Source organism: Kitasatospora sp. NPDC093806, from assembly GCF_040683335.1.
Classification (GTDB): Bacteria; Actinomycetota; Actinomycetes; order Streptomycetales; family Streptomycetaceae; genus Kitasatospora.
This window is the reverse complement of sequence record NZ_JBFBDO010000091.1, coordinates 1-20,167: the sequence shown is the minus strand read 5'-3', so window position 1 is coordinate 20,167 and position 20,167 is coordinate 1. Positions and strand designations below refer to the sequence as shown.

24 protein-coding genes and 1 riboswitch are annotated in these 20,167 nt (G+C 73.5%); of the genes, 3 read left to right on the top strand and 21 right to left on the bottom strand.

Annotated elements, in window-relative coordinates:
• Nucleotides 1-3 precede the first annotated feature (3 nt).
• On the bottom strand, nt 4-627 hold the full coding sequence (pyrR, locus tag AB0N76_RS30655; RefSeq protein WP_363562651.1) for a bifunctional pyr operon transcriptional regulator/uracil phosphoribosyltransferase PyrR: 624 nt from the start codon (nt 625-627) through the stop codon (nt 4-6).
• A gap of 329 nt (nt 628-956) precedes the next feature.
• Here pyrR and AB0N76_RS30650 point away from each other — a divergent pair, with 329 nt between their 5' ends.
• The gene (locus tag AB0N76_RS30650; protein WP_031072501.1) at nt 957-1,460 is read left to right on the top strand and encodes a transcriptional regulator; all 504 of its coding nucleotides are present in this window, start codon (nt 957-959) and stop codon (nt 1,458-1,460) included.
• A 173-nt stretch (nt 1,461-1,633) separates the two neighbouring features.
• Here AB0N76_RS30650 and AB0N76_RS30645 read toward each other — a convergent pair whose 3' ends face one another.
• The 11 genes from AB0N76_RS30645 to AB0N76_RS30595 form a co-directional block, all read right to left on the bottom strand.
• Complete coding sequence (locus AB0N76_RS30645) at nt 1,634-2,572, bottom strand: hypothetical protein (protein ID WP_363562649.1); 939 nt, start codon at nt 2,570-2,572, stop codon at nt 1,634-1,636.
• Nucleotides 2,573-2,836: 264 nt separating this feature from the next.
• A complete protein-coding gene (locus tag AB0N76_RS30640) occupies nt 2,837-3,682 on the bottom strand; it encodes a thioesterase family protein (RefSeq protein WP_363562647.1) in 846 nt (281 codons plus the stop codon).
• Nucleotides 3,683-3,847: 165 nt separating this feature from the next.
• Entirely contained in the window at nt 3,848-4,285 is a 438-nt protein-coding gene (gene nusB, locus AB0N76_RS30635) for a transcription antitermination factor NusB (RefSeq protein WP_363562645.1), read from the bottom strand.
• A gap of 4 nt (nt 4,286-4,289) precedes the next feature.
• The gene (efp, locus tag AB0N76_RS30630; protein ID WP_363562643.1) at nt 4,290-4,853 is read right to left on the bottom strand and encodes an elongation factor P; all 564 of its coding nucleotides are present in this window, start codon (nt 4,851-4,853) and stop codon (nt 4,290-4,292) included.
• 65 nt (nt 4,854-4,918) lie between these two features.
• Complete coding sequence (locus AB0N76_RS30625) at nt 4,919-6,025, bottom strand: aminopeptidase P family protein (protein WP_363562641.1); 1,107 nt, start codon at nt 6,023-6,025, stop codon at nt 4,919-4,921.
• Nucleotides 6,026-6,106: 81 nt separating this feature from the next.
• A complete protein-coding gene (gene rpmF, locus AB0N76_RS30620) occupies nt 6,107-6,271 on the bottom strand; it encodes a 50S ribosomal protein L32 (RefSeq protein WP_363562639.1) in 165 nt (54 codons plus the stop codon).
• 13 nt (nt 6,272-6,284) lie between these two features.
• The gene (gene rpsR, locus AB0N76_RS30615) at nt 6,285-6,512 is read right to left on the bottom strand and encodes a 30S ribosomal protein S18 (protein ID WP_363562637.1); all 228 of its coding nucleotides are present in this window, start codon (nt 6,510-6,512) and stop codon (nt 6,285-6,287) included.
• Between the two features lie 45 nt (nt 6,513-6,557).
• Nucleotides 6,558-7,727, bottom strand: coding sequence for a GTP-binding protein (locus AB0N76_RS30610; RefSeq protein WP_363562635.1), 1,170 nt, complete (start codon nt 7,725-7,727; stop codon nt 6,558-6,560).
• A 14-nt stretch (nt 7,728-7,741) separates the two neighbouring features.
• Nucleotides 7,742-8,047, bottom strand: a complete 306-nt coding sequence (gene rpsN, locus AB0N76_RS30605) for a 30S ribosomal protein S14 (RefSeq protein ID WP_363562633.1) — start codon at nt 8,045-8,047, stop codon at nt 7,742-7,744.
• The gene (rpmB, locus tag AB0N76_RS30600) at nt 8,047-8,283 is read right to left on the bottom strand and encodes a 50S ribosomal protein L28 (RefSeq protein WP_363562631.1); all 237 of its coding nucleotides are present in this window, start codon (nt 8,281-8,283) and stop codon (nt 8,047-8,049) included. Before rpmB ends, rpsN begins: the two co-directional genes overlap by 1 nt.
• A gap of 188 nt (nt 8,284-8,471) precedes the next feature.
• Nucleotides 8,472-9,602: a HoxN/HupN/NixA family nickel/cobalt transporter gene (locus tag AB0N76_RS30595; RefSeq protein ID WP_363562629.1), complete on the bottom strand. Its 1,131-nt coding sequence runs from the start codon at nt 9,600-9,602 to the stop codon at nt 8,472-8,474.
• A 31-nt stretch (nt 9,603-9,633) separates the two neighbouring features.
• A riboswitch (cobalamin riboswitch) is annotated at nt 9,634-9,842 on the bottom strand.
• A 68-nt stretch (nt 9,843-9,910) separates the two neighbouring features.
• Between AB0N76_RS30595 and AB0N76_RS30590 the strand changes: the two genes are divergently transcribed.
• Nucleotides 9,911-10,324: a metalloregulator ArsR/SmtB family transcription factor gene (locus AB0N76_RS30590; protein WP_363562627.1), complete on the top strand. Its 414-nt coding sequence runs from the start codon at nt 9,911-9,913 to the stop codon at nt 10,322-10,324.
• 51 nt (nt 10,325-10,375) lie between these two features.
• Here AB0N76_RS30590 and AB0N76_RS30585 read toward each other — a convergent pair whose 3' ends face one another.
• From AB0N76_RS30585 to mltG (AB0N76_RS30550), 8 genes are all read right to left on the bottom strand, one after another.
• Nucleotides 10,376-11,194, bottom strand: coding sequence for a DNA-formamidopyrimidine glycosylase family protein (locus AB0N76_RS30585; RefSeq protein ID WP_363562625.1), 819 nt, complete (start codon nt 11,192-11,194; stop codon nt 10,376-10,378).
• A gap of 117 nt (nt 11,195-11,311) precedes the next feature.
• Nucleotides 11,312-12,235: an AAA family ATPase gene (locus tag AB0N76_RS30580; RefSeq protein ID WP_363562623.1), complete on the bottom strand. Its 924-nt coding sequence runs from the start codon at nt 12,233-12,235 to the stop codon at nt 11,312-11,314.
• 111 nt (nt 12,236-12,346) lie between these two features.
• Nucleotides 12,347-12,775, bottom strand: coding sequence for a type II 3-dehydroquinate dehydratase (aroQ, locus tag AB0N76_RS30575; protein WP_363562673.1), 429 nt, complete (start codon nt 12,773-12,775; stop codon nt 12,347-12,349).
• Between the two features lie 8 nt (nt 12,776-12,783).
• Nucleotides 12,784-13,872, bottom strand: a complete 1,089-nt coding sequence (aroB, locus tag AB0N76_RS30570; protein WP_363562621.1) for a 3-dehydroquinate synthase — start codon at nt 13,870-13,872, stop codon at nt 12,784-12,786.
• Nucleotides 13,869-14,387 carry a shikimate kinase gene (locus AB0N76_RS30565; protein WP_363562619.1) on the bottom strand — a complete coding sequence of 173 codons (519 nt, stop codon included), beginning with the start codon at nt 14,385-14,387 and terminating at the stop codon, nt 13,869-13,871. Before AB0N76_RS30565 ends, aroB begins: the two co-directional genes overlap by 4 nt.
• Complete coding sequence (aroC, locus tag AB0N76_RS30560) at nt 14,384-15,568, bottom strand: chorismate synthase (protein ID WP_363562617.1); 1,185 nt, start codon at nt 15,566-15,568, stop codon at nt 14,384-14,386. The genes AB0N76_RS30565 and aroC overlap by 4 nt, the downstream gene beginning before the upstream one ends.
• A 177-nt stretch (nt 15,569-15,745) precedes the next feature.
• Entirely contained in the window at nt 15,746-16,576 is an 831-nt protein-coding gene (locus AB0N76_RS30555) for a shikimate dehydrogenase (protein ID WP_363562615.1), read from the bottom strand.
• Between the two features lie 52 nt (nt 16,577-16,628).
• Complete coding sequence (gene mltG, locus AB0N76_RS30550; protein WP_363562613.1) at nt 16,629-18,035, bottom strand: endolytic transglycosylase MltG; 1,407 nt, start codon at nt 18,033-18,035, stop codon at nt 16,629-16,631.
• A gap of 6 nt (nt 18,036-18,041) precedes the next feature.
• Between mltG (AB0N76_RS30550) and AB0N76_RS30545 the strand changes: the two genes are divergently transcribed.
• Nucleotides 18,042-18,560 carry a hypothetical protein gene (locus tag AB0N76_RS30545; protein ID WP_363562611.1) on the top strand — a complete coding sequence of 173 codons (519 nt, stop codon included), beginning with the start codon at nt 18,042-18,044 and terminating at the stop codon, nt 18,558-18,560.
• Between the two features lie 205 nt (nt 18,561-18,765).
• Here AB0N76_RS30545 and mltG (AB0N76_RS30540) read toward each other — a convergent pair whose 3' ends face one another.
• Nucleotides 18,766-19,998 (bottom strand): endolytic transglycosylase MltG, encoded by a 1,233-nt coding sequence (mltG, locus tag AB0N76_RS30540; RefSeq protein WP_363562609.1) that lies wholly within the window; start codon nt 19,996-19,998, stop codon nt 18,766-18,768.
• Between the last annotated feature and the right edge of the window lie 169 nt (nt 19,999-20,167).

Sequence of the window (20,167 nt, the reverse complement as noted above, 5' to 3'; positions counted from 1 at the left end):
GGGTTACTCCGGGAGGTGCGGTACGGACGGCTGGGAGGCCAGGGCCTGCGAGGAGCGGGCCGCGAAGTCGCGGTCGCCGACGAGGACGGCGTCCACGCCGTCGCGGTCGGCGAGGCGGACCTGGACGGCCTCGCGCAGCGAGGTGGGGAGGTTCTTGCCCACGTAGTCGGCGCGGATCGGCAGCTCGCGGTGGCCCCGGTCGACCAGGACGGCGAGCTGCACGGCGCGCGGGCGCCCGATGTCGTTGAGCGCGTCGAGAGCGGCCCGGATGGTGCGGCCGGAGAAGAGCACGTCGTCGACGAGGATCACCAGCCGGCCGTCGATGCCGCCGGGCGGGATCTCGGTGTGCTCCAGCGCGCGGGCGGGCTTCAGCCGCAGATCGTCCCGGTACATGGTGATGTCCAGGGTGCCGAGCGGGATCTCCTGCCCGGTGATCTGGGCGAGCCTGGCGTGCAGGCGCCGGGCGAGGTGGACGCCCCTGGTGTGGATGCCGAGCAGCACGACGTCCTCGGCGCCCTTGGCGCGCTCGACGATCTCGTGCGCTATCCGGGTGACGACCCGGGCGATGTCCGTGCCGTCCAGCACCTGGTGCGGCGGTCGCGGAGCGGTTTCCTGGTGTGCGGTCATGCCGAAGCGGACCTCCTTCCCCGCCTCACGGGACGGGCCTTAAAGGATGTCTGGGATGCCCCCGCCGACTCGGCGCGGGCTCCGGCCATCCTATCAGCGCGGTTTTCAGCCAACCGACGGCCATCATTCCGCTTCCCCGGGTTCATGCGCCGGACGCACCGCTGATGCGGCCCATTCGCACGACTGCCCCATTCGGCTTGACGCAGCTACCTCACTCTACGTAACCTCACAGTGAGTTACGAGACGGACGTCGAACCCACCGGTAACGACGTCGGCCTATCGCCCGTGACCCACCACTGAACGCGAAGCAATCTCGTCCGGGGAGATCAATGTCCAGCGACTACGCGAAGCAGCTCGGAGGCAAGCTCCGAGCCATCCGCACTCAGCAGGGGCTCTCCCTGCACGGTGTCGAGGAGAAGTCCCAGGGGCGCTGGAAGGCAGTCGTCGTCGGCTCGTACGAGCGTGGCGACCGTGCGGTCACCGTGCAGCGGCTGGCCGAACTGGCCGAGTTCTACGGGGTCCCGGTGCAGGAGCTGCTGCCCGGCGGCACGCCGGGCGGCGCGGCCGAGCCGCCGCCGCGCCTGGTCCTGGACCTGGAGAGACTGACTCAGGTCCCGTCCGAGAAGGCCGGCCCGCTGCAGCGCTACGCGGCGACCATCCAGAGCCAGCGCGGCGACTACAACGGCAAGGTGCTGTCGATCCGCCAGGACGACCTGCGCACCCTGGCCGTGATCTACGACCAGTCGCCGTCGATCCTCACCGAGCAGCTGATCTCCTGGGGCGTGCTCAACCCCGACGCGCGCCGCGCGGTGCGCGAGGAGGAGGCGAGCTGAGGCTCGCCGCACCGGCTCCCCTCGGCGGGGGCCACTGAGTACCGACGCACTGGTACTGGCACGAACGAGCAGGACCCCACAGCAGTGGGCAGCAGAAACGTCACGGCGCGGCCTCCCCTCCGGGGGTGCCGCGCCGTGGCGCGTCCGGCGTACCGCGCTTCGGCGGGGCGGCCTCAGCAGACCGTCTCCAGCCGGTAGCCCGGCTCGGCCGCCACCCCGTCCAGCCGGACCGGACCGGCGGCCGGCGCCCACACCCGGCCCTCGCTGGCCCAGGCCCAGGCCGTCGGCCGGTACTCCCCGCAGGCCGCCGCCGAGCCCTGCGCGCCGTGCAGCACGGCCAGCCCGGGCAGCTCCCGGGCCAGCCCGGCGCAGAACACCGCGCAGAGCAGTTCGAGGTCCTCGTCGTTGATCCGGACCACCCCGTCCTCCCACTGGAGCACCCGGGCCGCCGCGGCCAGCCGCCCGCCGGGCGCGTCCACCGCCAGGCGCAGCTCGTAGGCCCCGCACCCGGCCCCCAGCAGCATCCGGCGGAACACCTCGGCGCCGCGCTCGTAGGCGGCCCGCACGGCCTCGTCCCGCTCCCCGTACAGCCCGCCGTCGAGCAGCAGGTCGGCGTGGCGCAGGGTCAGGCCGTTCTCCCGGGCCCGGACCAGCCGGGGGACGAAGTCGCCGGCCAGCTCCTCGCCCTGGTAGGCGAGCAGCTGGGTCTGCAGCGGCGGGTTGACCAGGTAGCGGTCCCGGGCGGCCGGTTCGGCCGGGTCGAGGCCGTGCAGCAGGCAGAACTCGGCGAAGTCCTGCGGATGGAACATCCGGGCCCGGACGGTGTCGAAGCGGTCCCGGGCGTCGGCGAGCAGCTCGGCCGTCTCGCGCAGGTAGTGCTCGAAGTCGGGCGCGTCGGAGAGGCGCCAGGCGCGGGCCCGCTCGAAGTCCGCGGCGTCGGTCAGCACGCCGATCACGAAGGCCTGGCCGGCGCCCTCGGCCCGCTGCCGCTCGCAGCCCTCGGCGCGCTCCACGCGCTCGGCCCGGTCGGCTCCCGCTCGCGAACGGCCCCGGGGGCGGGGGCCCGCGGCGGTGCAGTCGGGGGTGCGGCGGGCGCGGCCGTTGCGGCTCATCGGGGCTCCTCGGGCGGGGGCGGACGGGTCGACGGCGGGAGTGCCGCCGACCGTTGTCCTCCCCCGCCCCGCGTGGCGCACACGTACGACGTGTCACAGGAATGTAACCGAGGGTGAATCGGGTGTTTGGAGTCACGCACGGTTGTGCGGCCGCTCCGCGCGCGCCCGGCGCACCTGATGGACCGTCACGCCCCGCACCCACGCCGCACCCGCCCCGAGCGCCGGGTCAAGAGCGCCCGGAGGCGAGCGGGCGACGACGCGGCCTCACGCCTGGCGCGGCACCCGCGCGAGCTGGCGGGACTGGGCGACCAGCCGGCCGGTCTCGTCCCAGACCTCGGCGTCCTCCTCGAAGTAGCCGCCGGCCAGGTTCCGGGTGGCGTGCACCACCCGCAGCCAGCCCGGCGCGGGCTTGGCCCGCAGGTGCACGGTCAGCTCGACGGTCGGCGCCCAGCCCGGCATCCCGAGGTCGAAGGTGACCGGCGGCAACGCGTCGGCGACCAGCAGGAGCAGCAGCGGGTCCGGCTGGCGGCCGTCGGCGAGCCGGAACCAGCCCTGGATCCGGCCGGTGCCGGACGGCTGGCCGAGCGCCCAGCCGATGGTGGCGGGGTCGAGCCGGAGGTCGAACCGCTCCAGCAGGGCGGCCTGCGCGATCAGCTCCTTGGGCGCGTGCTCGACGCCGATGCACTGGTCCGGCGGCGGCAGCTGCGGCGGCACCGCGCTGGTGCGCACCTCGCCGTCGTGGGTGGCCAGGTCGCCGTGGGTGGCGACCACCCGCAGCCGCTCCACGCCGTCCTGGCTGAGCGAGGCGGTGCCGGTGGAGAGCGAGCGGCCGGTGCGGATCACCTCGGTGCGGACGGTGGCCGGGCCGGGGACGGCGGCGGAGAGGTAGTAGCCGCTGATCGAGACCGGGTCGGCGTGCTCGGCGCTCTCCGCCCGGGTGGCGTGCGCCAGGGAGAGCGCGTGGCCGGCGACCGCGAGCAGCAGCCCGCCGTTGACGCCGCCGCCGATCTGCCAGCCGGCGCCGAGCTCGCCGTCGTAGCGGCCGGGCTCCGCCGGGTGCGGGGTGAGCGCGATGCCCTGGTCGAACTCGCTGCGGATCGCCGTGGTCATGGGGGGTGGCCTGCCCTTCGCTGCGGGGTCGCCGACGGGCGTGGGCCGTCGGCGCACCAGGTTACTGGCGAGTAGGGGACCACCATACGCCGCCCGGGTGAAACGCACGACGGCCGTCGGACCGTTCCCGGTCCGACGGCCGTCGGTGTGCGGCGGAGGGGCTGATCAGCGGCGGATGCCGGGCTTCAGCTCCATGAAGCGGGCCAGCAGGCCGTTGACGAACGCCGGCGAGTCGTCCGTGGAGAACTCCTTGGCGATCTCCACGGCCTCGTCCACGACGACGGCGTCCGGGACGCCGTCCTCCCAGATCAGCTCGTACGCGCCGAGCCGCAGGACGTTGCGGTCCACGATCGGCATCCGGTCGAGCGTCCAGCCGACCGCGTACTGCGAGATCAGCTCGTCGATCCGGCGGACGTGCTGGACGACGCCCTCGACCAGCTCCATGGTGTACTCGGCCACCTGCGGGGTGCCCTCGTCCGGCTTCGGCTCCCGGGCCCGGGCCACCCAGTCGGCGAGGACCGTCAGCGGGTCGACCCCGCGGTGATCAGCCTCGAACAGGATCTGGAAGGCTCGCGTGCGGGCCTTGGTACGTGCGGACGACACGGACTTACTTCACCCGGCCGAGGTAGCTGCCGTCGCGGGTGTCGACCTTGACCTTCTCGCCGGTGGTGACGAACAGCGGCACCTGGATCTCGGCGCCGGTCTCCAGCGTCGCCGGCTTGGTGCCACCGGTCGAGCGGTCGCCCTGGACGCCCGGCTCGGTCTCGGCGATCTCCAGCTCGACGGAGGTCGGGAGCTCGATGTAGAGCACCGCGCCCTCGTTGGTGGCGACCAGGGCCTCGAAGCCCTCCAGCAGGTACTTGGCGGCGTCACCGACGACGGCCGGCTCGATGGTGAGCTGGTCGTAGGTGTCCATGTCCATGAACACGAAGTTCTCGCCGTCCTTGTACGAGAACTGCATGCCGCGCTTGTCGACGTTGGCGGTCTCGACCTTGGTGCCCGCGTTGAAGGTCTTGTCGACGACCTTGCCCGTCAGGACCTCCTTGAGCTTGGTGCGCACGAAGGCCGGGCCCTTGCCGGGCTTGACGTGCTGGAACTCGACGACGGACCAGAGCTTCCCGCCGTCCAGCTTGAGAACCATGCCGTTCTTGAGATCGTTCGTGGAAGCCACGGGCGCACTAACTCCTGGATATAGCTGTCAAGGAACCAAGGAACGCGTCCTGCGGCGCGGTAGCGTCACAGCGCGAGGAGCTCCTTGGTGGTGATGGTGAGCAGCTCGGGCCCGCCCTCTTCAAGGGGGCGCACGACGAGCGTGTCCTCGATCCGGACCCCGCCCCGGCCCGGGAGGTGGACCCCAGGACCGACGGTGACCGGCACGCGGCTGTCCAGTTTACCCATGTCCGACGGACCGAGGCGCGGCGCCTCCCGAATCTCCAGCCCGATGCCGTGGCCGATCGGGTGCGGAGAACTCTCGGTGTGCCCGGCGGCCTGGAGGATCTCGCGCGCGGCCTGGTCGGGCACGTACTGCTCGACGCCCGGGCCGAGCGCCTCCCGCCCGGCCCGCTGGGCGCGGAACACCAGCCGGTGCAGCTCGACCTGCCAGGGCGCGGGGGCCGCCCCGATCACGAAGGTCCGGGCGGTCGACACCCCGTACCCGCGGTACTGGGCGCCGAGCACCACGGTCAGGAAGTCGCCCTCCTCCACCCGCCGGTCGGTGGGCTGGTGCGCGGGCTGGCCGGAGTGGCTGCCGGTGCCGACCGAGACCGGGAACGCCGCCCGGTCCGCGCCGTGGTCGATCATCCGGCGCTCCAGCTCCATCGCCAGGTGCCGTTCGGTCCGGCCGACCAGGATCGACTCCAGCAGTTCGCCGAGCGCCTGATCGGCGATCTCGGCGGCGATCCGCAGGTCGGCGATCTCGTGCTCGTCCTTCACCACCCGCAGCCGCTCGACCGCCTGCCCGAGGTCCGCCAGCCGCACCCCCTCGGCCAGCCCGGCCACCGCGCGGTGCCGGGTGACGGTCAGGTCGTGCTCCTCGACGGCGAGGGCCGCGATCCGCAGCCCGGCCGCGGCGCCGGCGGTGGCCAGGGCGGTGTCCGCCCCGGCCGCCACCGGGAGCCGGGTGAGGTCGGGGGCTATCAGGTGCTCTCCGGTGTCGTCCGGCGGCAGGTCGTCCGGCAGCGCCAGCAGCACCCGGTCCCGGGTGAGCAGCAGCGTCGCGCCGCACGGCGGGCACCCGGTGAGGTACCGCACGTTCGCCGCCCGGGTGATCAGCGCCGCGTCGGCCCCGGTCGCACTGCAGTGCTCCCGCAACCGCTCCCGCCGGCCCGCGTACGCATCAGCCATGCGTCGAGCCTACGAACCCGCACCCCGTTCCGCCCGCCGAACGCCCCCACCCGGGCACCCGCTTCCCCCTCCCCTGTTCCGCTACGGCTCGATCAACCCCCGCCGGCAGGCGGCCACCAGGTGCTGCGGCACGAGCACCTCCCGCCCGTCCACCGTGATCGCCACCAGCCGCGGCGCCACCGCCTTCCACCGGGCCCGGCGGTGCCTCGTGTTGCTCCGGGAGGTCTTGCGCTTCGGAACTGCCATGGTCGTGGGCTCCTTACCGGGAGACGTAGGGGAGCAGGGCCATCTCGCGGGCGTTCTTGATCGCCCGGGCCATGGCGCGCTGCTGCTGGACGGTGAGGCGGGTGACCCGGCGGCTGCGGATCTTGCCCCGGTCGGAGATGAACTTCCGCAGCAGGTCGGTGTCCTTGTAGTCGATGTACTCGATGCCGGCCGCGATCAGCGGGTTGGGCCGCGGCTTCGGCGGGTTGCTGCGCTTGCGCATGCGGGTCGGGAGTCCTCTCGGAGGGCGGGGTCGGGCGAACGGGAATCAGTGCGCGGGGTCGAGCAGGTCGGCGAAGGCGTCCGGGAGCGCCTTCCAGCCGGGTTCGCCCGCGGCGAGTTCGGCGTCGGTGAGCAGGCAGGAGTCGAGCAGCCCGGTCAGGCCGTCGACGTCCAGCCCCTCCGCAGTGAAGCTGAGCTGCTGCACCCGGTCACCGTGCAGCGGGTGCCAGTCGAGCGCCGCCGCGGCCCGCCGGGTGGGCGGGTAGAGGTCCCAGGCGGCGTCGGGCAGGGCGCTCAGCCAGGGCCCGCACTCCTCGACGGCGAGGTTGGCCCCGGCCGCGTCCCAGGCCAGCATCAACTCCGGCCGGTTGGCGAGCCAGAACCGGCCGCGGCTGCGCTGCGCGGCGGGGACGAGGAGCTCCAGCGCCTCGTGCAGCCGGCCGGGGTGCAGCGGGCGGCGGCGTTCCCAGACCAGGGTGGTGACGCCCGCCTCGTCGTGCTCCTGCGGGAGCAGGGCGAGGGCCGGGTTGACCCGGTCGCGGGCCGCGGCGACGTCGAAGCCGCCGAGCGCGGCCCGGGTGAGCGCGCCGGTGCCGAGCCGGACGGTGCGCGCGGTGGGGTGGAGCTGACGCAGCAGCGCGAGCCCCGGCGCGTGCGCGGTGGCGCGCGGCACGGCGAGCGTGGTGGCGTACTCGATCTGGTGGGCCAGTGCCTCGGCCCGGCTGCGCAGGTCGGTGGCGGCGGTGTGCTCGCCGTGCTCGACCAGGTCGTCGGGGACGGACAGCTCGGCGGTGAGCCGTTCCGGGTCGACGGCGGTGACCATCCCGGCGAGTTCGACCGCGTCGGCCAGCAGGCGGCCGTCGACCTCTCCCCCGGCGATCACCTCCACCGCCGGGTGCGGGTCGCTGCCGCCCCAGAGTTCGACGACGGCCAGTCCGTACCGGCCCTCGTCGGCGATGGCGAGCAGCCTGGGCAACAGGTCCGCCCGGAGCGCGCAGCACGGGCAGTCGTTGAGCAGCGGCACCCGCTCGCGGTCGTACGGGCCCTCGGCGTCGCGCAGGTGGCGGTGGACGGTGCCGAAGGAGGCGTCGCGCAGGTCGTGGTGGAGGACGACGGCGTCGACGGCGGTGTCGAGGAGTTCCTGGACGGCGAGGCGGCGTTCGGCGGCGTGCAGTCCGGCGACCACCACGACGGGCAGCTTGACGGTGTCGGTCATCGGGGCCTCCTCGCTCACCAGCTGGCCTTGCGGACGCCGGGCAGCTGTCCGGCGTGCGCGTGGGTGCGGAGGTTGATCCGGGAGAGGCCGAAGGCGCGCAGGTAGCCGCGCGGGCGGCCGTCGACGGCGTCCCGGTTGCGGACCCGGGTGGCGCTGGCGTCGCGCGGCTGGCGGGCGAGTTCGGCCTGGGCGGCGGCGCGCTCGGCCGGGCTGCTCGCGGGGCTCGCGATGGTCCGCTTCAGCTCGGCGCGGCGCTCGGCGTAGCGGGCGACCACGGCGCGGCGGCGCTCGTTCTTGGCGATCTTGCTCTGCTTGGCCATCAGACCTTCTCCCCCCGGGCGCGGATGCGGGCGACGGCGGCCTCGATGCCGATGAGGTCGACGGTCTTCAGGCCCTTGGCGCTGAGGGTGAGCCGGACGTACCGGCCCTCGCCGGGCAGCCAGTAGCGCTTGCGCTGGATGTTGGGGTCGAAGCGGCGGGGGGTGCGGCGGTGCGAGTGGGAGATCGCATTGCCGAAGCCGGGCCGGCGGCCGGTGAGCTGGCAGTGGGCGGACATGGGGGCTCCACGGTCGTGCGGGAACGGGCAGGACGGAGCTCACGTTACACCAGATGAAAACGATTCCCATTTCCGGGTACGTTTTCCCGGCCCACCTCCCGGCCCGGGGCCGCCCCCCGGGCCGGGAAAACGCGACGCCCGCCGGAATCCGAGGGATTCCGGCGGGCGTGACGTGGGGCCCTTGCCTGCTACTCGGGGTCGGCCGCCGGTCCGACCGGCTTCGGGGCCCACTTCTGCTCCACCCCGGCCAGCCGCCAGTAGGCGATGGCGGCCGCCCAGACCACCACGAACAGGCCGACGATCGCGTAGCCGACGTTGTCCAGCGAGATCTCCGCGATCCAGCCGCTCACCGGGTCGGTGAGGTCGAACTTCTCGTGCAGCACCCCGACCAGCTCGATGGTCCCGATGATGAACGCCACCGCGATGGACAGCCCGGTGATGGTCAGGTTGTAGTACACCTTCCGCACCGGGTTGGAGAACGCCCACTGGTAGGCGAAGTTCATGAAGGTGCCGTCCAGCGTGTCGAACAGGCTCATCCCGGCCGCGAACAGCAGTGGCAGGCAGACGATCGCGTACCAGGGCAGGCCGGAGGCGGCGCCCGAGCCGGCCATCACCATCAGCGTGACCTCGGTCGCGGTGTCGAAGCCCAGTCCGAGCACCATGCCGACCGGGAACATCTGGCCGGGCCGGGTGATCGAACGGGTCGCCCGGTTCAGCACCCGGGCCAGGAAACCGCGCGAGTTGAGGTGCTCCTCCAGCTCGGCCTCGTCGTACTTCCCGGCCTTCATCGAGCGGAACACCTTCAGGATGCCGAACAGCGCCGCCAGGTTGAGCGCGCCGATCAGGTACAGGAAGGCCCCGGAGGCCGAGGTTCCGACCACGCCCAGCCACTGGTGGGTGGTGGACTCGTCGTCCATCAGCGTGCTCGCCAGCTGCGCGCCGCCCGCCACCAGGGCGGCCATCAGGACCACCATCGAGGAGTGGCCGAGCGCGAACCAGAAGCCCACCGAGACCGGCCGCTTGCCGTCGGCCATCAGCTTGCGGGTGGTGTTGTCGATCACCGCGATGTGGTCGGCGTCGAAGGCGTGCCGCATGCCCAGGGTGTAGGCGGTGATGCCCAGGCCCACCCCGAAGACCTGGGTGCCGACCTCGTACTTCTCCGGCGCGACCAGGAAGATCAGCGTGCCGAACGCCACCACGTGCATGGCCAGGATCACGCCCATCAACCCGGCCGTGCGGACGGTGTCCTCGCGCCGCCAGCGGAAGGTGGGCAGGACGGTGGGCGCCGCCGGAACGGCGGCGGTATCGGGCAGGGTCATCCTCGGATCACGCTCCAGCACCTCGTGGAAAGACTTCGTGAGATGCCGTGGCCGGTCTCCTGGCTTACGGGGCACCCGTACCCGCCTTCCCGGGCGCGCGAGGCACCCAGTGGCGTCGTGGATACGGACGACTCCCCCCGATCACAGTGGCGAGGGCCGCTCCGGACTGGGACCCCTGAGGGTCCGTCACCGGTCTTCCCGAGCACCACGGCGGGGAACACCGTAGGGGCAGTGAATGAACCCATGCAAGGCTGCGCACCTGCGCAGGTGTCCAGGATCACAGCCCGCCGCCTGCAAGAATGGGCCGTATGCATCTCGTACCGGCCGACCGCGCGGGCCACCGCACCATCGACGGCCACCGGGTCTGCGAGGCCATCGCCGCGATCGGCGACACCGGCCACGTCCGCTCCTGGGCCGAGCGGTTCTCGCTGCTCGCCGACCCCGGACGCCTCGCCCTGCTGCTCGCCCTGCACCGGGCCGGCCCCCTCGCCGTCACCGACCTCGCGGTGGCCACCGGCATGCGCGACCCCGCCGTCTCCCAGGCCCTACGGCTGCTGCGGACGGCCGGCGTGGTGCTCGGCGAGAAGGACGGACGTGTCGTGCGCTACCGGCTCGTGGACGCGTCCCTGCGCCCCCTCCTCGACGAATGCGCCGTCGACACCCCCCTCGACCACCCCGACCACCCCGAACCCACCCACCCCACCGCCGCCGCCGCCGGCTGACCCCCCGTCCGGGCGGGCGCACTCCGGCGGCGCGGCTCGTTCAGCCGGCCCCTATCGCTTCTGACAGGACGGGCACCAGAAGAGGTTCCGGGAGGCGTGGGGTTCGGTGCGGACTTCGGTGGTGCAGACGAGGCAGGGCATCCCGGCGCGGCGGTAGACGTAGACCTCGCCGCCGTGGTCGTCGACGCGGGGTGGGCGGCCCATCGCCTCGGGGGTGTGTTCGGGGCGGACGGTGTCGATCCGGCCCGCGTCGACGCCCTCGCGCATCAGGGCCACGAGGTCGGCCCAGATCGCGTCCCACTCCGCGCGGCGCAGGTCGCGGCCGGCCCGGTGCGGGTCGATGCCGTGCCGGAACAGCACCTCGGCGCGGTAGACGTTGCCGACGCCGGCCAGCACCTTCTGGTCCATCAGCAGGGCGGCGACGGTCGTCCGGCTGCCCGATATCCGCCGCCAGGCGGCGTCCGGGTCGGCGTCGGCGCGCAGCGGGTCCGGGCCGAGCCGGGCGGCGACGGCGGCCTTCTCGGCGCCGGTGATCAGCGCGCAGGTGTTGGGGCCGCGCAGGTCGGCGTAGTGCTCGTCGTTCGCCAGGCGCAGCCGGACCAGGCCGACCGGCTCCGGCGGCGGGCCGCCGGCGAGCTCGCCGAAGGTGAAGCCGCCGTACAGGCCGAGGTGGATGTGGACCCAGGAGTCGTCGCCGAAGCCCAGGAAGAGGTGCTTCCCGGTGGCCTCGGCCGCCACCAGCTCCCGGCCGTCGATCAGCTTGGCGCCGTCGGCGAACCGCCCCTGCGGGCTGCTGGCGTCGACCGGACGGCCGCCGAAGGCGCGGCGGTTCTCGGCGGCGAGGCGGTGGATGATGTGGCCTTCCGGCACGGGCGCGGCTCCCCCCGATGATTCGTTCAGGACTTGGGCGTGTCTGGCAGTTCCCGCCAGACACGCCCTCCATCATCCCAGCCCGCACCGACAGGACCGACGGACCGGACCGGCCGGTCAGCGCACCGGGATGCCCATCAGCCGGGCCAGGATCAGCCGGTCGAGTTCGGCGGCGGTGGCGGCGACGTCGAGGTGGGAGTTGTCGATGATCGGCAGCCCGGAGTTGTACCAGCCGGCCATCCGGCCGTGGATCCGGGCCACCTCCTCGTCGCCGAGCCGGCGGTTGCCGCTGCGCCGGGCGTTGCGGCTGAGCACCGAGTCCAGGCTGGGCAGCAGCACCACCGGGATCATGCCGGGGCCGATGTGCCGCTTCCAGCCGCCGAGGCCGATGGCGGGGCGGTCGGGGAAGACGGCGTCGTCGATGATGCAGGAGATGCCGTTGGCGAGGTAGTTGCGGCAGGCGAAGCCGCAGGTGCGGCGGGCCAGCCGGTACTGGGCCTCGGAGGCGTTGTTCCAGCCGGACTGCGGGTTGGCGAAGCCGGACTGCACCCACTCGCGGACGTCGTCGAGGCTGATGTGCGCGGTCGGGGTGGGGCGCCGCTCGGCCCAGTAGCGGGCGACGGTGGTCTTGCCGGCGCCGGCCGGGCCGATCAGCAGGACGGCGATCGGGCCGGTGGGCGCGTGCTGCTGCGGCGGGTGGGCGGGCAGCTGGACGGGCGCGCCGGGCGGCAGCAGGAAGTGCCCGGTGGAGCCTGCGGGCACCGGCGCGGGAACAGGCGCGTGCGCCGGAGCGGGCGCGGGTGCAGGGGCGTGCGCGGGCCCCGGTGCGCCGGGTGGAGCGGACGGCCCCTGCGGCCCTCCGGGGATCACCGGCAGCGGCACGGTCGGCGGCCCGGACGAGGCCACGGGGGCACCGGGCACACCAGGCGCGACCGCAGGAGCGACGGCCCCCGGCACCGTTCCCCCCGGGTACGGCGGAACCGGCGGAGCGACGGGACGTGGGGGGACGGGTCCACCCCCGGTGTACTGCGTCACGGTCACCTCCCGATTCCTTCAGCGGGGACACTACACGGCGGCCCGGCGGTGGACACAGTCCGCCACCGGGCCGCCCCAGGTCACCGCCCCGCGGCCGACCCGCGCACCGACCCGCCGTCAGCTCGCGGCGAGCTCCCCGGCGAGCGCGCGCAGCGCCAGCTCGTACGAGCCGATCCCGAACCCGGCGATCGTGCCGGAGGCGACCGCGGCGATCACCGAGGTGTGCCGGAAGGTCTCCCGGGCGTACGGGTTGGAGATGTGCACCTCGATCAGCGGCGCGGTCCGCTGCGCGGCGGCGTCCCGCATCGCGTACGAGTAGTGGGTGAACGCGCCCGGGTTGATCACCACCGGCACCCGCCCGTCGGCCGCCTCGTGCAGCCACTCGACCATCCGCTGCTCGGAGTTGGTCTCGTGCACCTCGACGTCCAGGCCCAGCTCCTTGCCGAGCGCGGTGCAGCGCTCGACCAGCCCGGCGTACGAGGTGGCGCCGTAGACGTCCGGTTCGCGGCTGCCGAGCCGGCCCAGGTTGGGGCCGTTGAGCACCATCACCCGGGTCACGAGGAGACCTCCGCGTAGGCGGCGACCAGCAGCGACGGGTCGGGGCCCTCCAGGACGGAGGTCTTGCCGAGGCCGTCCAGGACGATGAAACGGATCAGGTCGCCGCGCGACTTCTTGTCGATCTTCATGGCGTCCAGCAGCTTGGGCCAGGCGTCCGCGCGGTAGCTGAGCGGCAGGCCGACCGAGGCGAGCACGGTGCGGTGCCGGTCGGCGGTCTCGTCGTCCAGCCGCCCGGCCAGCCGGCCGAGCTCGGCGGCGAACACCATGCCGATCGAGATGGCCGCGCCGTGCCGCCACTTGTAGCGCTCGTTGCGCTCGATGGCGTGCCCGAGGGTGTGCCCGTAGTTGAGGATCTCCCGCCGGCCGGACTCCTTGAGGTCGCCGGTGACGACGTCGGCCTTGACCTGGATGGCCCGGCGGATCAGCTCGACGGTGTGCGGCCCGGCCGGGGTCTTCGCGCCCTCCGGGTCGGCCTCGATCAGGTCGAGGATGGCCGGGTCGGCGATGAAGCCGCACTTGATGACCTCGGCGAGGCCGGAGACGTAGTCGTGCTTCGGCACCGTCTCCAGGGTCGCCAGGTCGGCCAGCACGCCCACCGGCGGGTGGAAGGCGCCGACCATGTTCTTGCCCTCGGCGATGTTGATGCCGGTCTTGCCGCCGACCGCCGCGTCGACCATGCCGAGCAGCGTGGTGGGCATCGAGACCCAGCGGACGCCGCGCAGCCAGGTGGCCGCGACGAAGCCGGCCAGGTCGGTGGTGGCGCCGCCGCCGAGGCCGACCACGACGTCGCTGCGGGTGAACCCGGTCTGCCCGAGCACCGACCAGCAGTACGCGGCCACCTCGACGCTCTTCGCCTCCTCGGCGTTGGGCACCTGGAGGGCGATCGCCTCGTAGCCCTCGCCGGCCAGGTCCTCGCGGATGGCGTCGGCGGTGGCGGAGAGCGCCTCCGGGTGGATGATCGCCACCCGCTTGGCCCGGGGGCCGATCAGCGGGGCCAGCTCGCCGAGCAGCTGGTGCCCGATCAGCACGTCGTACGGGTCGTGGCCGGCGCTGCCGCCGACGTGAATCCTGACGGTCTCAGTCATGAGGGGTTCTTCAGCTCCAGTGCTTCCAGTACGGCGTCCGCGACCTGCTCGGGCGTGCGGTCCGCGGTGTCGACGACGGCGGTGGCCACCTCCAGGTAGAGGGGGCGGCGGGCGTCCATCAGCTCCCGCCAGCGGGCCCGCGGGTTGACCGCGAGCAGCGGGCGGGGGGCGTCCAGGCCGACCCGCTTGACCGCGTCGGCCAGCGGGACCTCCAGGAACACCACCGGCAGCCCGCGCAGCAGTTCGCGGGTGGCGTCGGCCATCACCGCGCCGCCGCCGAGCGCCAGCACGCCGCCGTGGGTCTCGGCGGCGGCCCGCACGGCCGCCACCTCCAGCGCGCGGAAGTGCGGCTCGCCCTCGTCGATGAAGATCTCCGGGATGGGCTTGCCGGCGCCTTCCTCGATGTCCGCGTCGGTGTCCCGGAAGCCGACGCCGAGGCGCTCGGCGAGGGCCCGCCCGACGGTGGACTTGCCACTGCCGGGCGGACCGACCAGCACCACCACGGGTGCGGTCATCGGACGATCAGGTGGTCGAGGTAGTTCTGCACGTTGCGGCGGGTCTCCGACACGTGGTCGCCGCCGAACTTCTCGTTCACCGCGTCGGCCAGCACCAGCGCGACCATCGCCTCGGCGACGATGCCGGCGGCCGGCACGGCGCAGACGTCGGAGCGCTGGTGGTGCGCCTTGGCCGGCTCGCCGGTGCGCACGTCCAGGGTGCGCAGCGCGCGCGGGACGGTCGCGATCGGCTTCATCGCGGCGCGCACCCGCAGCAGCTCGCCGGTGGACAGGCCGCCCTCGGTGCCGCCGGAGCGGCCGGAGGTGCGCTTGGCGCCCTCGGGGGTCGGGACGATCTCGTCGTGCGCCTGCGAGCCGGGGACCCGGGCCAGCTCGAAGCCGTCGCCGACCTCGACGCCCTTGATCGCCTGGATGCCCATCAGCGCGGCGGCCAGCCGCGCGTCCAGCCGGCGGTCCCAGTGGACGTGCGAGCCGAGGCCGACCGGGACGCCGTAGGCGAGCACCTCGACGACGCCGCCGAGGGTGTCGCCGTCCTTGTGGGCCTGGTCGATCTCGGCGACCATCGCCTTCGACGCGTCGGGGTCCAGGCAGCGGACCGGGTCGGCGTCCAGCCGCGCCTCGTCCGAGGGCAGCGGCAGCACGCCGGCCGGGGCCTTGGCGGCGGCCAGCTCGACCACGTGGCTGACGATCTCGATGCCGCAGGTCTCCTTGAGGTAGGAGCGGGCGACGGCGCCGAGCGCGACCCGGGCCGCGGTCTCGCGGGCGGAGGCGCGCTCCAGGATCGGGCGGGCCTCCTCGATCGAGTACTTCTGCATGCCGGCCAGGTCGGCGTGGCCGGGGCGGGGGCGGGTCAGCGCCTCGTTGCGGGCCAGACCGGCCAGCACCTCGGGGTCGACCGGGTCGGCCGACATGACCTGCTCCCACTTCGGCCACTCGGTGTTGCCGACCATGACCGCGACCGGGCTGCCCATGCTCAGGCCGTGCCGGACGCCGCCGAGGAAGGTGACCTCGTCCTGCTCGAACTTCATCCGTGCGCCGCGACCGTAACCGAGCCGGCGGCGCGCCAGCGCGTCGGCCACCACGGCGGTGGTGACCGGTACACCGGCGGGCAGCCCCTCCAGCGTCGCGACGAGTGCGGGGCCGTGCGACTCCCCCGCCGTCAGCCAGCGCAACGTACCCAACGGAGCTCCTTCATCAGCGGGCCGGCGCGGCGGGAGCGCCGCACCCGGCCCGGGCGTGCCTTCTCCCCGAATCCTTTCATGCCGAACGGCCCCCCGGCGGGGCAGTCCGGTCACCGGACAGGAATCGGCCGCCCTGCGGACCGCTGGATGCCTCCGGATCCTCCGGGTACGCCCTGGTCAGCGCGTCGCCAGCGCGGCCTCCCCGGCCGCCCGGACCGCCGCCAGCGGGCCCGGGGTGCCGCCGGTGAAGAGCTCGTCCTGGAGCACCGCCTGGTGCACCAGCAGGTCGAGGCCGCCGAGCACGGTGGCGCCGCGGTCCGCGCAGGCCGCCGCCAGCCGGGTCGGCCACGGGTGGTACAGCACGTCGAACAGCGCGCCCGGCGCGGCGGGCAGGGCGTCGGCGAAGCCGTCGGTCGCCCCGGCCGGGGTGGTGGAGACGGTGAGCGGGTGGGCCAGCGCCTCGGCGCCGAGCGCCCAGTCGGCGGTCCGCACGGCGACGCCGAGCCGCTCGCCGAGGACGGCCATCTCGCGGGCCCGCTCGGGGCTGCGGACGTAGACGGTGACCTCGTGGGCGCCGAGCCGGGCCAACGCGGCCAGCGCCGAGGCGGCGGTGGCCCCGGCGCCGAGCACCGCGGCGGTGGCGACCTCGCCGATGCCGCGCTCGCGCAGCGCGTTGACCAGGCCGGGGACATCGGTGTTGTGACCGGTGCGGCGCCCGTCGGCGGTGAACACCACGGTGTTCACCGCCTCGACCGCGCGGGCGGTGTCGCCGACCTCGTCGAGCAGCGGGATGATCGCCCGCTTGAGCGGCATGGTGAGCGACAGGCCCGCCCACTCGGCCTCGTCGAGCCCGGCGAGGAAGCCGGGCAGCCCGGCCTCGTCCACCTCGAAGCGCTCGTACGTCCAGCCGGTCAGCCCGAGCGCCGCGAAGGCGGCCCGGTGCAGGTCCGGCGAGAGCGAGTGGGCGATCGGCGAGCCGAGGACGGCCGCCCGGTGCTTGCTGGTCACGCTGTTCGGTCCTCCTGCGGCCGGTCCGCTCGCCGTCGGCACGGTGCCGCGGTCACTTGGTGGTGCAGTGGACGGCCGCCGCGTCGAACTTCTGACCGGCCGCCGTGCAGTACGCCTCGACGTTCTTCGCGTGCTCGGTGTCCGTCTCCGCGAACAGGGTCTGGGTCGGCGACATCGCGATGAAGTACAGCCACTTGCCGTCCGCCGGGTTCAGCGTCGCCTTGAGCGCGTCGTCCCCGGGGTTGGAGATCGGGCCCGGCGGCAGACCGGCGTTGTAGTAGGTGTTGTACTTGTTCGAAGCGTCGTTGATGTCCTTCTTGTCGAGCGTCTTGCGGCCCAGCGCGTACTGCAGCGTGGTGTCCATGCCGAGCTTGCCGTTGACCTTGCCCTTGTCGGCCAGCCGGTTCTGGATGGTCCGGGCCATCTTGGCGAAGTCGGCCACGTTGTTGCCCTCGGCCTGCAGGATGCTCGCCTCGATGACCACCTCGTAGCCGTTCTTGAGGCCGATCTTGGAGGCCTCCGCGTCCAGCCCGGCGTAGCGGTCGACGGCGTTCTTGACCATCTGCTTGAGCAGGTCCTCGGGCTTCATGCCCTCGACGATCGAGTAGCGGGTCGGCCAGAGGAAGCCCTCGATGTTGCCGTTGGCGTACGCGGGCAGGCCGAGGCTGCCGACCTGCTCCTTGGCGACGCCGGCGGTGGTGCCCTTGGGCAGCTTCAGCTTGTCGTCGATCTTGGCGAAGGTGGCGGCGGAGGTCAGACCCTCCTGGATGATCAGCTTCTCGCCGCCGTTGGCCTCCACCAGGTTCTGCACGGCCTGCTCGGCCGACATCTGGGTGGGCATGTTGTAGAAGCCCGGCTGGATGGTGGTGCACTTGGGGTTCTTGTCGCAGGCCTTGCTGAAGGCCTCGACGCTCTTGACCACGCCGGCCGCCTTGAGCGCCACACCCATCTGGGCGCCCGCCGCACCGGACTTGATCTCCACCTTGACCGAGCCGGTGCCCGGGCCGGGGAAGTCCTCCGGCGGGCCGAAGTGGCTCTGGTAGAAGCCGTAGCCCCACCAGCCGGCCCCGCCCATGGCGCCGACCAGCACCAGGGCGACCAGCAGGCAGGCGCCGCCGTTGCGGCGGCCCGACTTCTTGCCCTTCTCCTTGCGCTTCTTCTTCGCCTCGCGGGACTGGTCCTCCTCGCCGAGGAAGCCGCTCTGGCCGTCCTCGTCGGGGTGGCCGTCCTCGGGGTACTCGTCCTCGGCGTACTCGCCCTCGTGGCCGTCCCACTCGCCCTCGGCGGGCTCGGGCTCGGCGGCGACCGGGTCGGCGCCGGCCTCCAGCGCGGCGGCCTCGGCCTCCCAGTCGATGCCGTCCGGACCGGGACCGGAGGCCGACGCGGGCGCGGGCTGCTTCTGCTGCGGCGGCACACCCTGCTGCCGGCCGGGCTGCTGCTGAACGCCCTGCTGCTGCACGGGCTGTTGCTGGGCCCCCTGCTGCTGGACACCCTGTTGCTGGGCCCCCTGCTGAGGTCCCTGGCCCTGCGGCATCTGGCCCTGCGGCATCTGCTGCTGCGGGTACCCCTGCTGACCCTGCGGATAGCCCTGCTGCGGGTACTGCTGGCCCATGCCCTGCTGGCCCATGCCCTGCTGCTGGGGGTACCCCATCTGCTGCTGCTGTTGCGGATAGCCCTGCTGGCCCTGGCCCTGCGGGTACCCCTGCTGCGGGTACTGCTGGCCCATGTCCTGCTGGCCCATGCCCTGCTGACCCATGCCCTGCTGCTGCGGGTACCCCATCTGCTGCTGCTGTTGCGGATAGCCCTGCTGACCGCCGACCTGCTGACCGTCACCGTACTGCTGCTGCTGGTGCTGCTGGGGATGCTGCTGCCACTGCCCGTCCTGCTGGCCGGGGACCGGCTGCTGGCCGCCGTACCCGGGGTCACCCGGATGCCACGGCTCGGAGCCCTGGGGGCCGTAGCCCCGACCCAGATCGGTCATTGATCCCCTTATACCGACGGAGACGACCGGAGGATCGGCCCGGTCGCCCGGGACGGCGCCCCGGCTGCTTGTCGAACCGGCGTGCTAGTGCAACACCTGGACGGAGACGCTACCGTACCGCAGTCCGTCTCCGACCCGTCCCGCCGCCCGCTCCACCGCCCGGACCGGGCCCTGACCAGGGGCCCGGTCGCCGTCGGCCCGAACGCCCCTACGGCGCGGGCGTCGCCGCCGCCCCGGAGGCCGCGGCCGAGGCGGAGGCCGACGCCGCCGCCGAGGCACCCGTCGCCGCCCGGTTGGCGTTGAACTCCGCGACGTTCTTCTGTTGCACCTCGAAGCTGTCGGTGAACCGGGTGTCCCCGGGCTTCACGGTGACGAAGTAGAGCCAGTCGCCCTGCGCCGGGTCGATCGCCGCCATGATCGCCTGCCGCCCCGGGTTGGAGATCGGCGTCGGCGGCAGCCCGGCGTGCTTGTAGGTGTTGTACGGCGAGTCCAGCCGGGTGTCCGTGACGCTGGTATTGAGCGTGGAGCGCCCGAGCGCGTAGTTGATCGTCGAGTCCAGCTGGAGCGGCATGTTCTTGGCCAGCCGGTTGTAGATCACCCGCGCCACCTTGGCCATGTCCTCGGTGTTGTCGGCCTCGCCCTGGACCATGCTGGCGATGGTCACCAGCCCGTACAGGCTCTGCCCGAGGTTGGTCGCGACCACCTCGGCGTCGTCCCGGGCGTACTCCTTTCCGGCCCGCTCGACCATCTGCTTGAGCAGGTCGACGGCGCCGGTGTCGTCGGTGACGCTGTACGTCGCGGGGAACAGGTAGCCCTCGGGGACGCCGCCCGCGCCCTCCGGCAGGCCCAGCTCGGCGACCTGGTCCTTGGCCGCCTGTTCGGTGGTGCCCTCGGGCAGCTGGAGCTTCTTGTCGATCGCCGCGTAGATCTGGCTGCCGCGCCAGCCCTCGGGGATGGTCAGGCCGTTGGCGTTGGCCGGGTCGATCAGCACCGCGAGCGCCGCGGCCGCCGACATCTTCTGCTTCAGCGTGTACGTGCCGGGCTGGATCCGCCCGGCCGCCGCCGCGCTGCCCTTCGCCGCCCGGGTGAAGGCGAGCGAGCTGGCGACCACGCCGTTGCGCACCAGCGCGGAGGCGATCTGGCTGAGGCCGGCGCCCTCCGCCACCGAGACCTGCACCGAGCCGGACCCGGCGCCCGCGAAGTCGGCGGCGGCCGGCGGCTTGCGCTGTCCCTGGATCCAGCTGAACGCGGCCAGCCCGGCCCCGCCGAGGACGGCGATCAGCGACAGCGCGGTGAGCAGACAGGCCAGCCCGTTGCGCCAGCGGTGCGGGTCCGGCGGCTCGGGGCGGCGGTGGGCGCCCGGCGGGCGGCCCTCCGGTTCGACGGCCGGCGCACCGAGGTGGCCGGGGCTGAGGCCGGGAGTGAGGTCCAGGTCGGTCACGGCGCCCCTTAGGCGGTGCCCGCGGAACGCGGCACCACGGCAACGGCGGACGGCAACGGCTGCCGCCCATGGCAGAGGGGCCCGTGCGGACGCGTCCGCACGGGCCCCTCACCGGGGCCATAGATAAGAACGGGCAGCCCGCCCCCACCACCCGCACGCCCGGCGGGCG

Bases quoted from the DNA above. Each gene is read 5' to 3' on its own strand.
- pyrR (WP_363562651.1), bottom strand. From the start codon at position 627: ATGACCGCACACCAGGAAACCGCTCCGCGACCGCCGCACCAGGTGCTG.
- AB0N76_RS30650 (WP_031072501.1), top strand. From the start codon at position 957: ATGTCCAGCGACTACGCGAAGCAGCTCGGAGGCAAGCTCCGAGCCATC.
- AB0N76_RS30645 (WP_363562649.1), bottom strand. From the start codon at position 2,572: ATGAGCCGCAACGGCCGCGCCCGCCGCACCCCCGACTGCACCGCCGCG.
- AB0N76_RS30640 (WP_363562647.1), bottom strand. From the start codon at position 3,682: ATGACCACGGCGATCCGCAGCGAGTTCGACCAGGGCATCGCGCTCACC.
- AB0N76_RS30625 (WP_363562641.1), bottom strand. From the start codon at position 6,025: ATGGCTGATGCGTACGCGGGCCGGCGGGAGCGGTTGCGGGAGCACTGC.
- rpmF (WP_363562639.1), bottom strand. From the start codon at position 6,271: ATGGCAGTTCCGAAGCGCAAGACCTCCCGGAGCAACACGAGGCACCGC.
- rpsR (WP_363562637.1), bottom strand. From the start codon at position 6,512: ATGCGCAAGCGCAGCAACCCGCCGAAGCCGCGGCCCAACCCGCTGATC.
- AB0N76_RS30610 (WP_363562635.1), bottom strand. From the start codon at position 7,727: ATGACCGACACCGTCAAGCTGCCCGTCGTGGTGGTCGCCGGACTGCAC.
- rpsN (WP_363562633.1), bottom strand. From the start codon at position 8,047: ATGGCCAAGCAGAGCAAGATCGCCAAGAACGAGCGCCGCCGCGCCGTG.
- rpmB (WP_363562631.1), bottom strand. From the start codon at position 8,283: ATGTCCGCCCACTGCCAGCTCACCGGCCGCCGGCCCGGCTTCGGCAAT.
- AB0N76_RS30595 (WP_363562629.1), bottom strand. From the start codon at position 9,602: ATGACCCTGCCCGATACCGCCGCCGTTCCGGCGGCGCCCACCGTCCTG.
- AB0N76_RS30590 (WP_363562627.1), top strand. From the start codon at position 9,911: ATGCATCTCGTACCGGCCGACCGCGCGGGCCACCGCACCATCGACGGC.
- aroQ (WP_363562673.1), bottom strand. From the start codon at position 12,775: ATGGTGCTCAACGGCCCCAACCTGGGCCGGCTCGGCAGCCGCGAACCG.
- aroB (WP_363562621.1), bottom strand. From the start codon at position 13,872: ATGACTGAGACCGTCAGGATTCACGTCGGCGGCAGCGCCGGCCACGAC.
- AB0N76_RS30565 (WP_363562619.1), bottom strand. From the start codon at position 14,387: ATGACCGCACCCGTGGTGGTGCTGGTCGGTCCGCCCGGCAGTGGCAAG.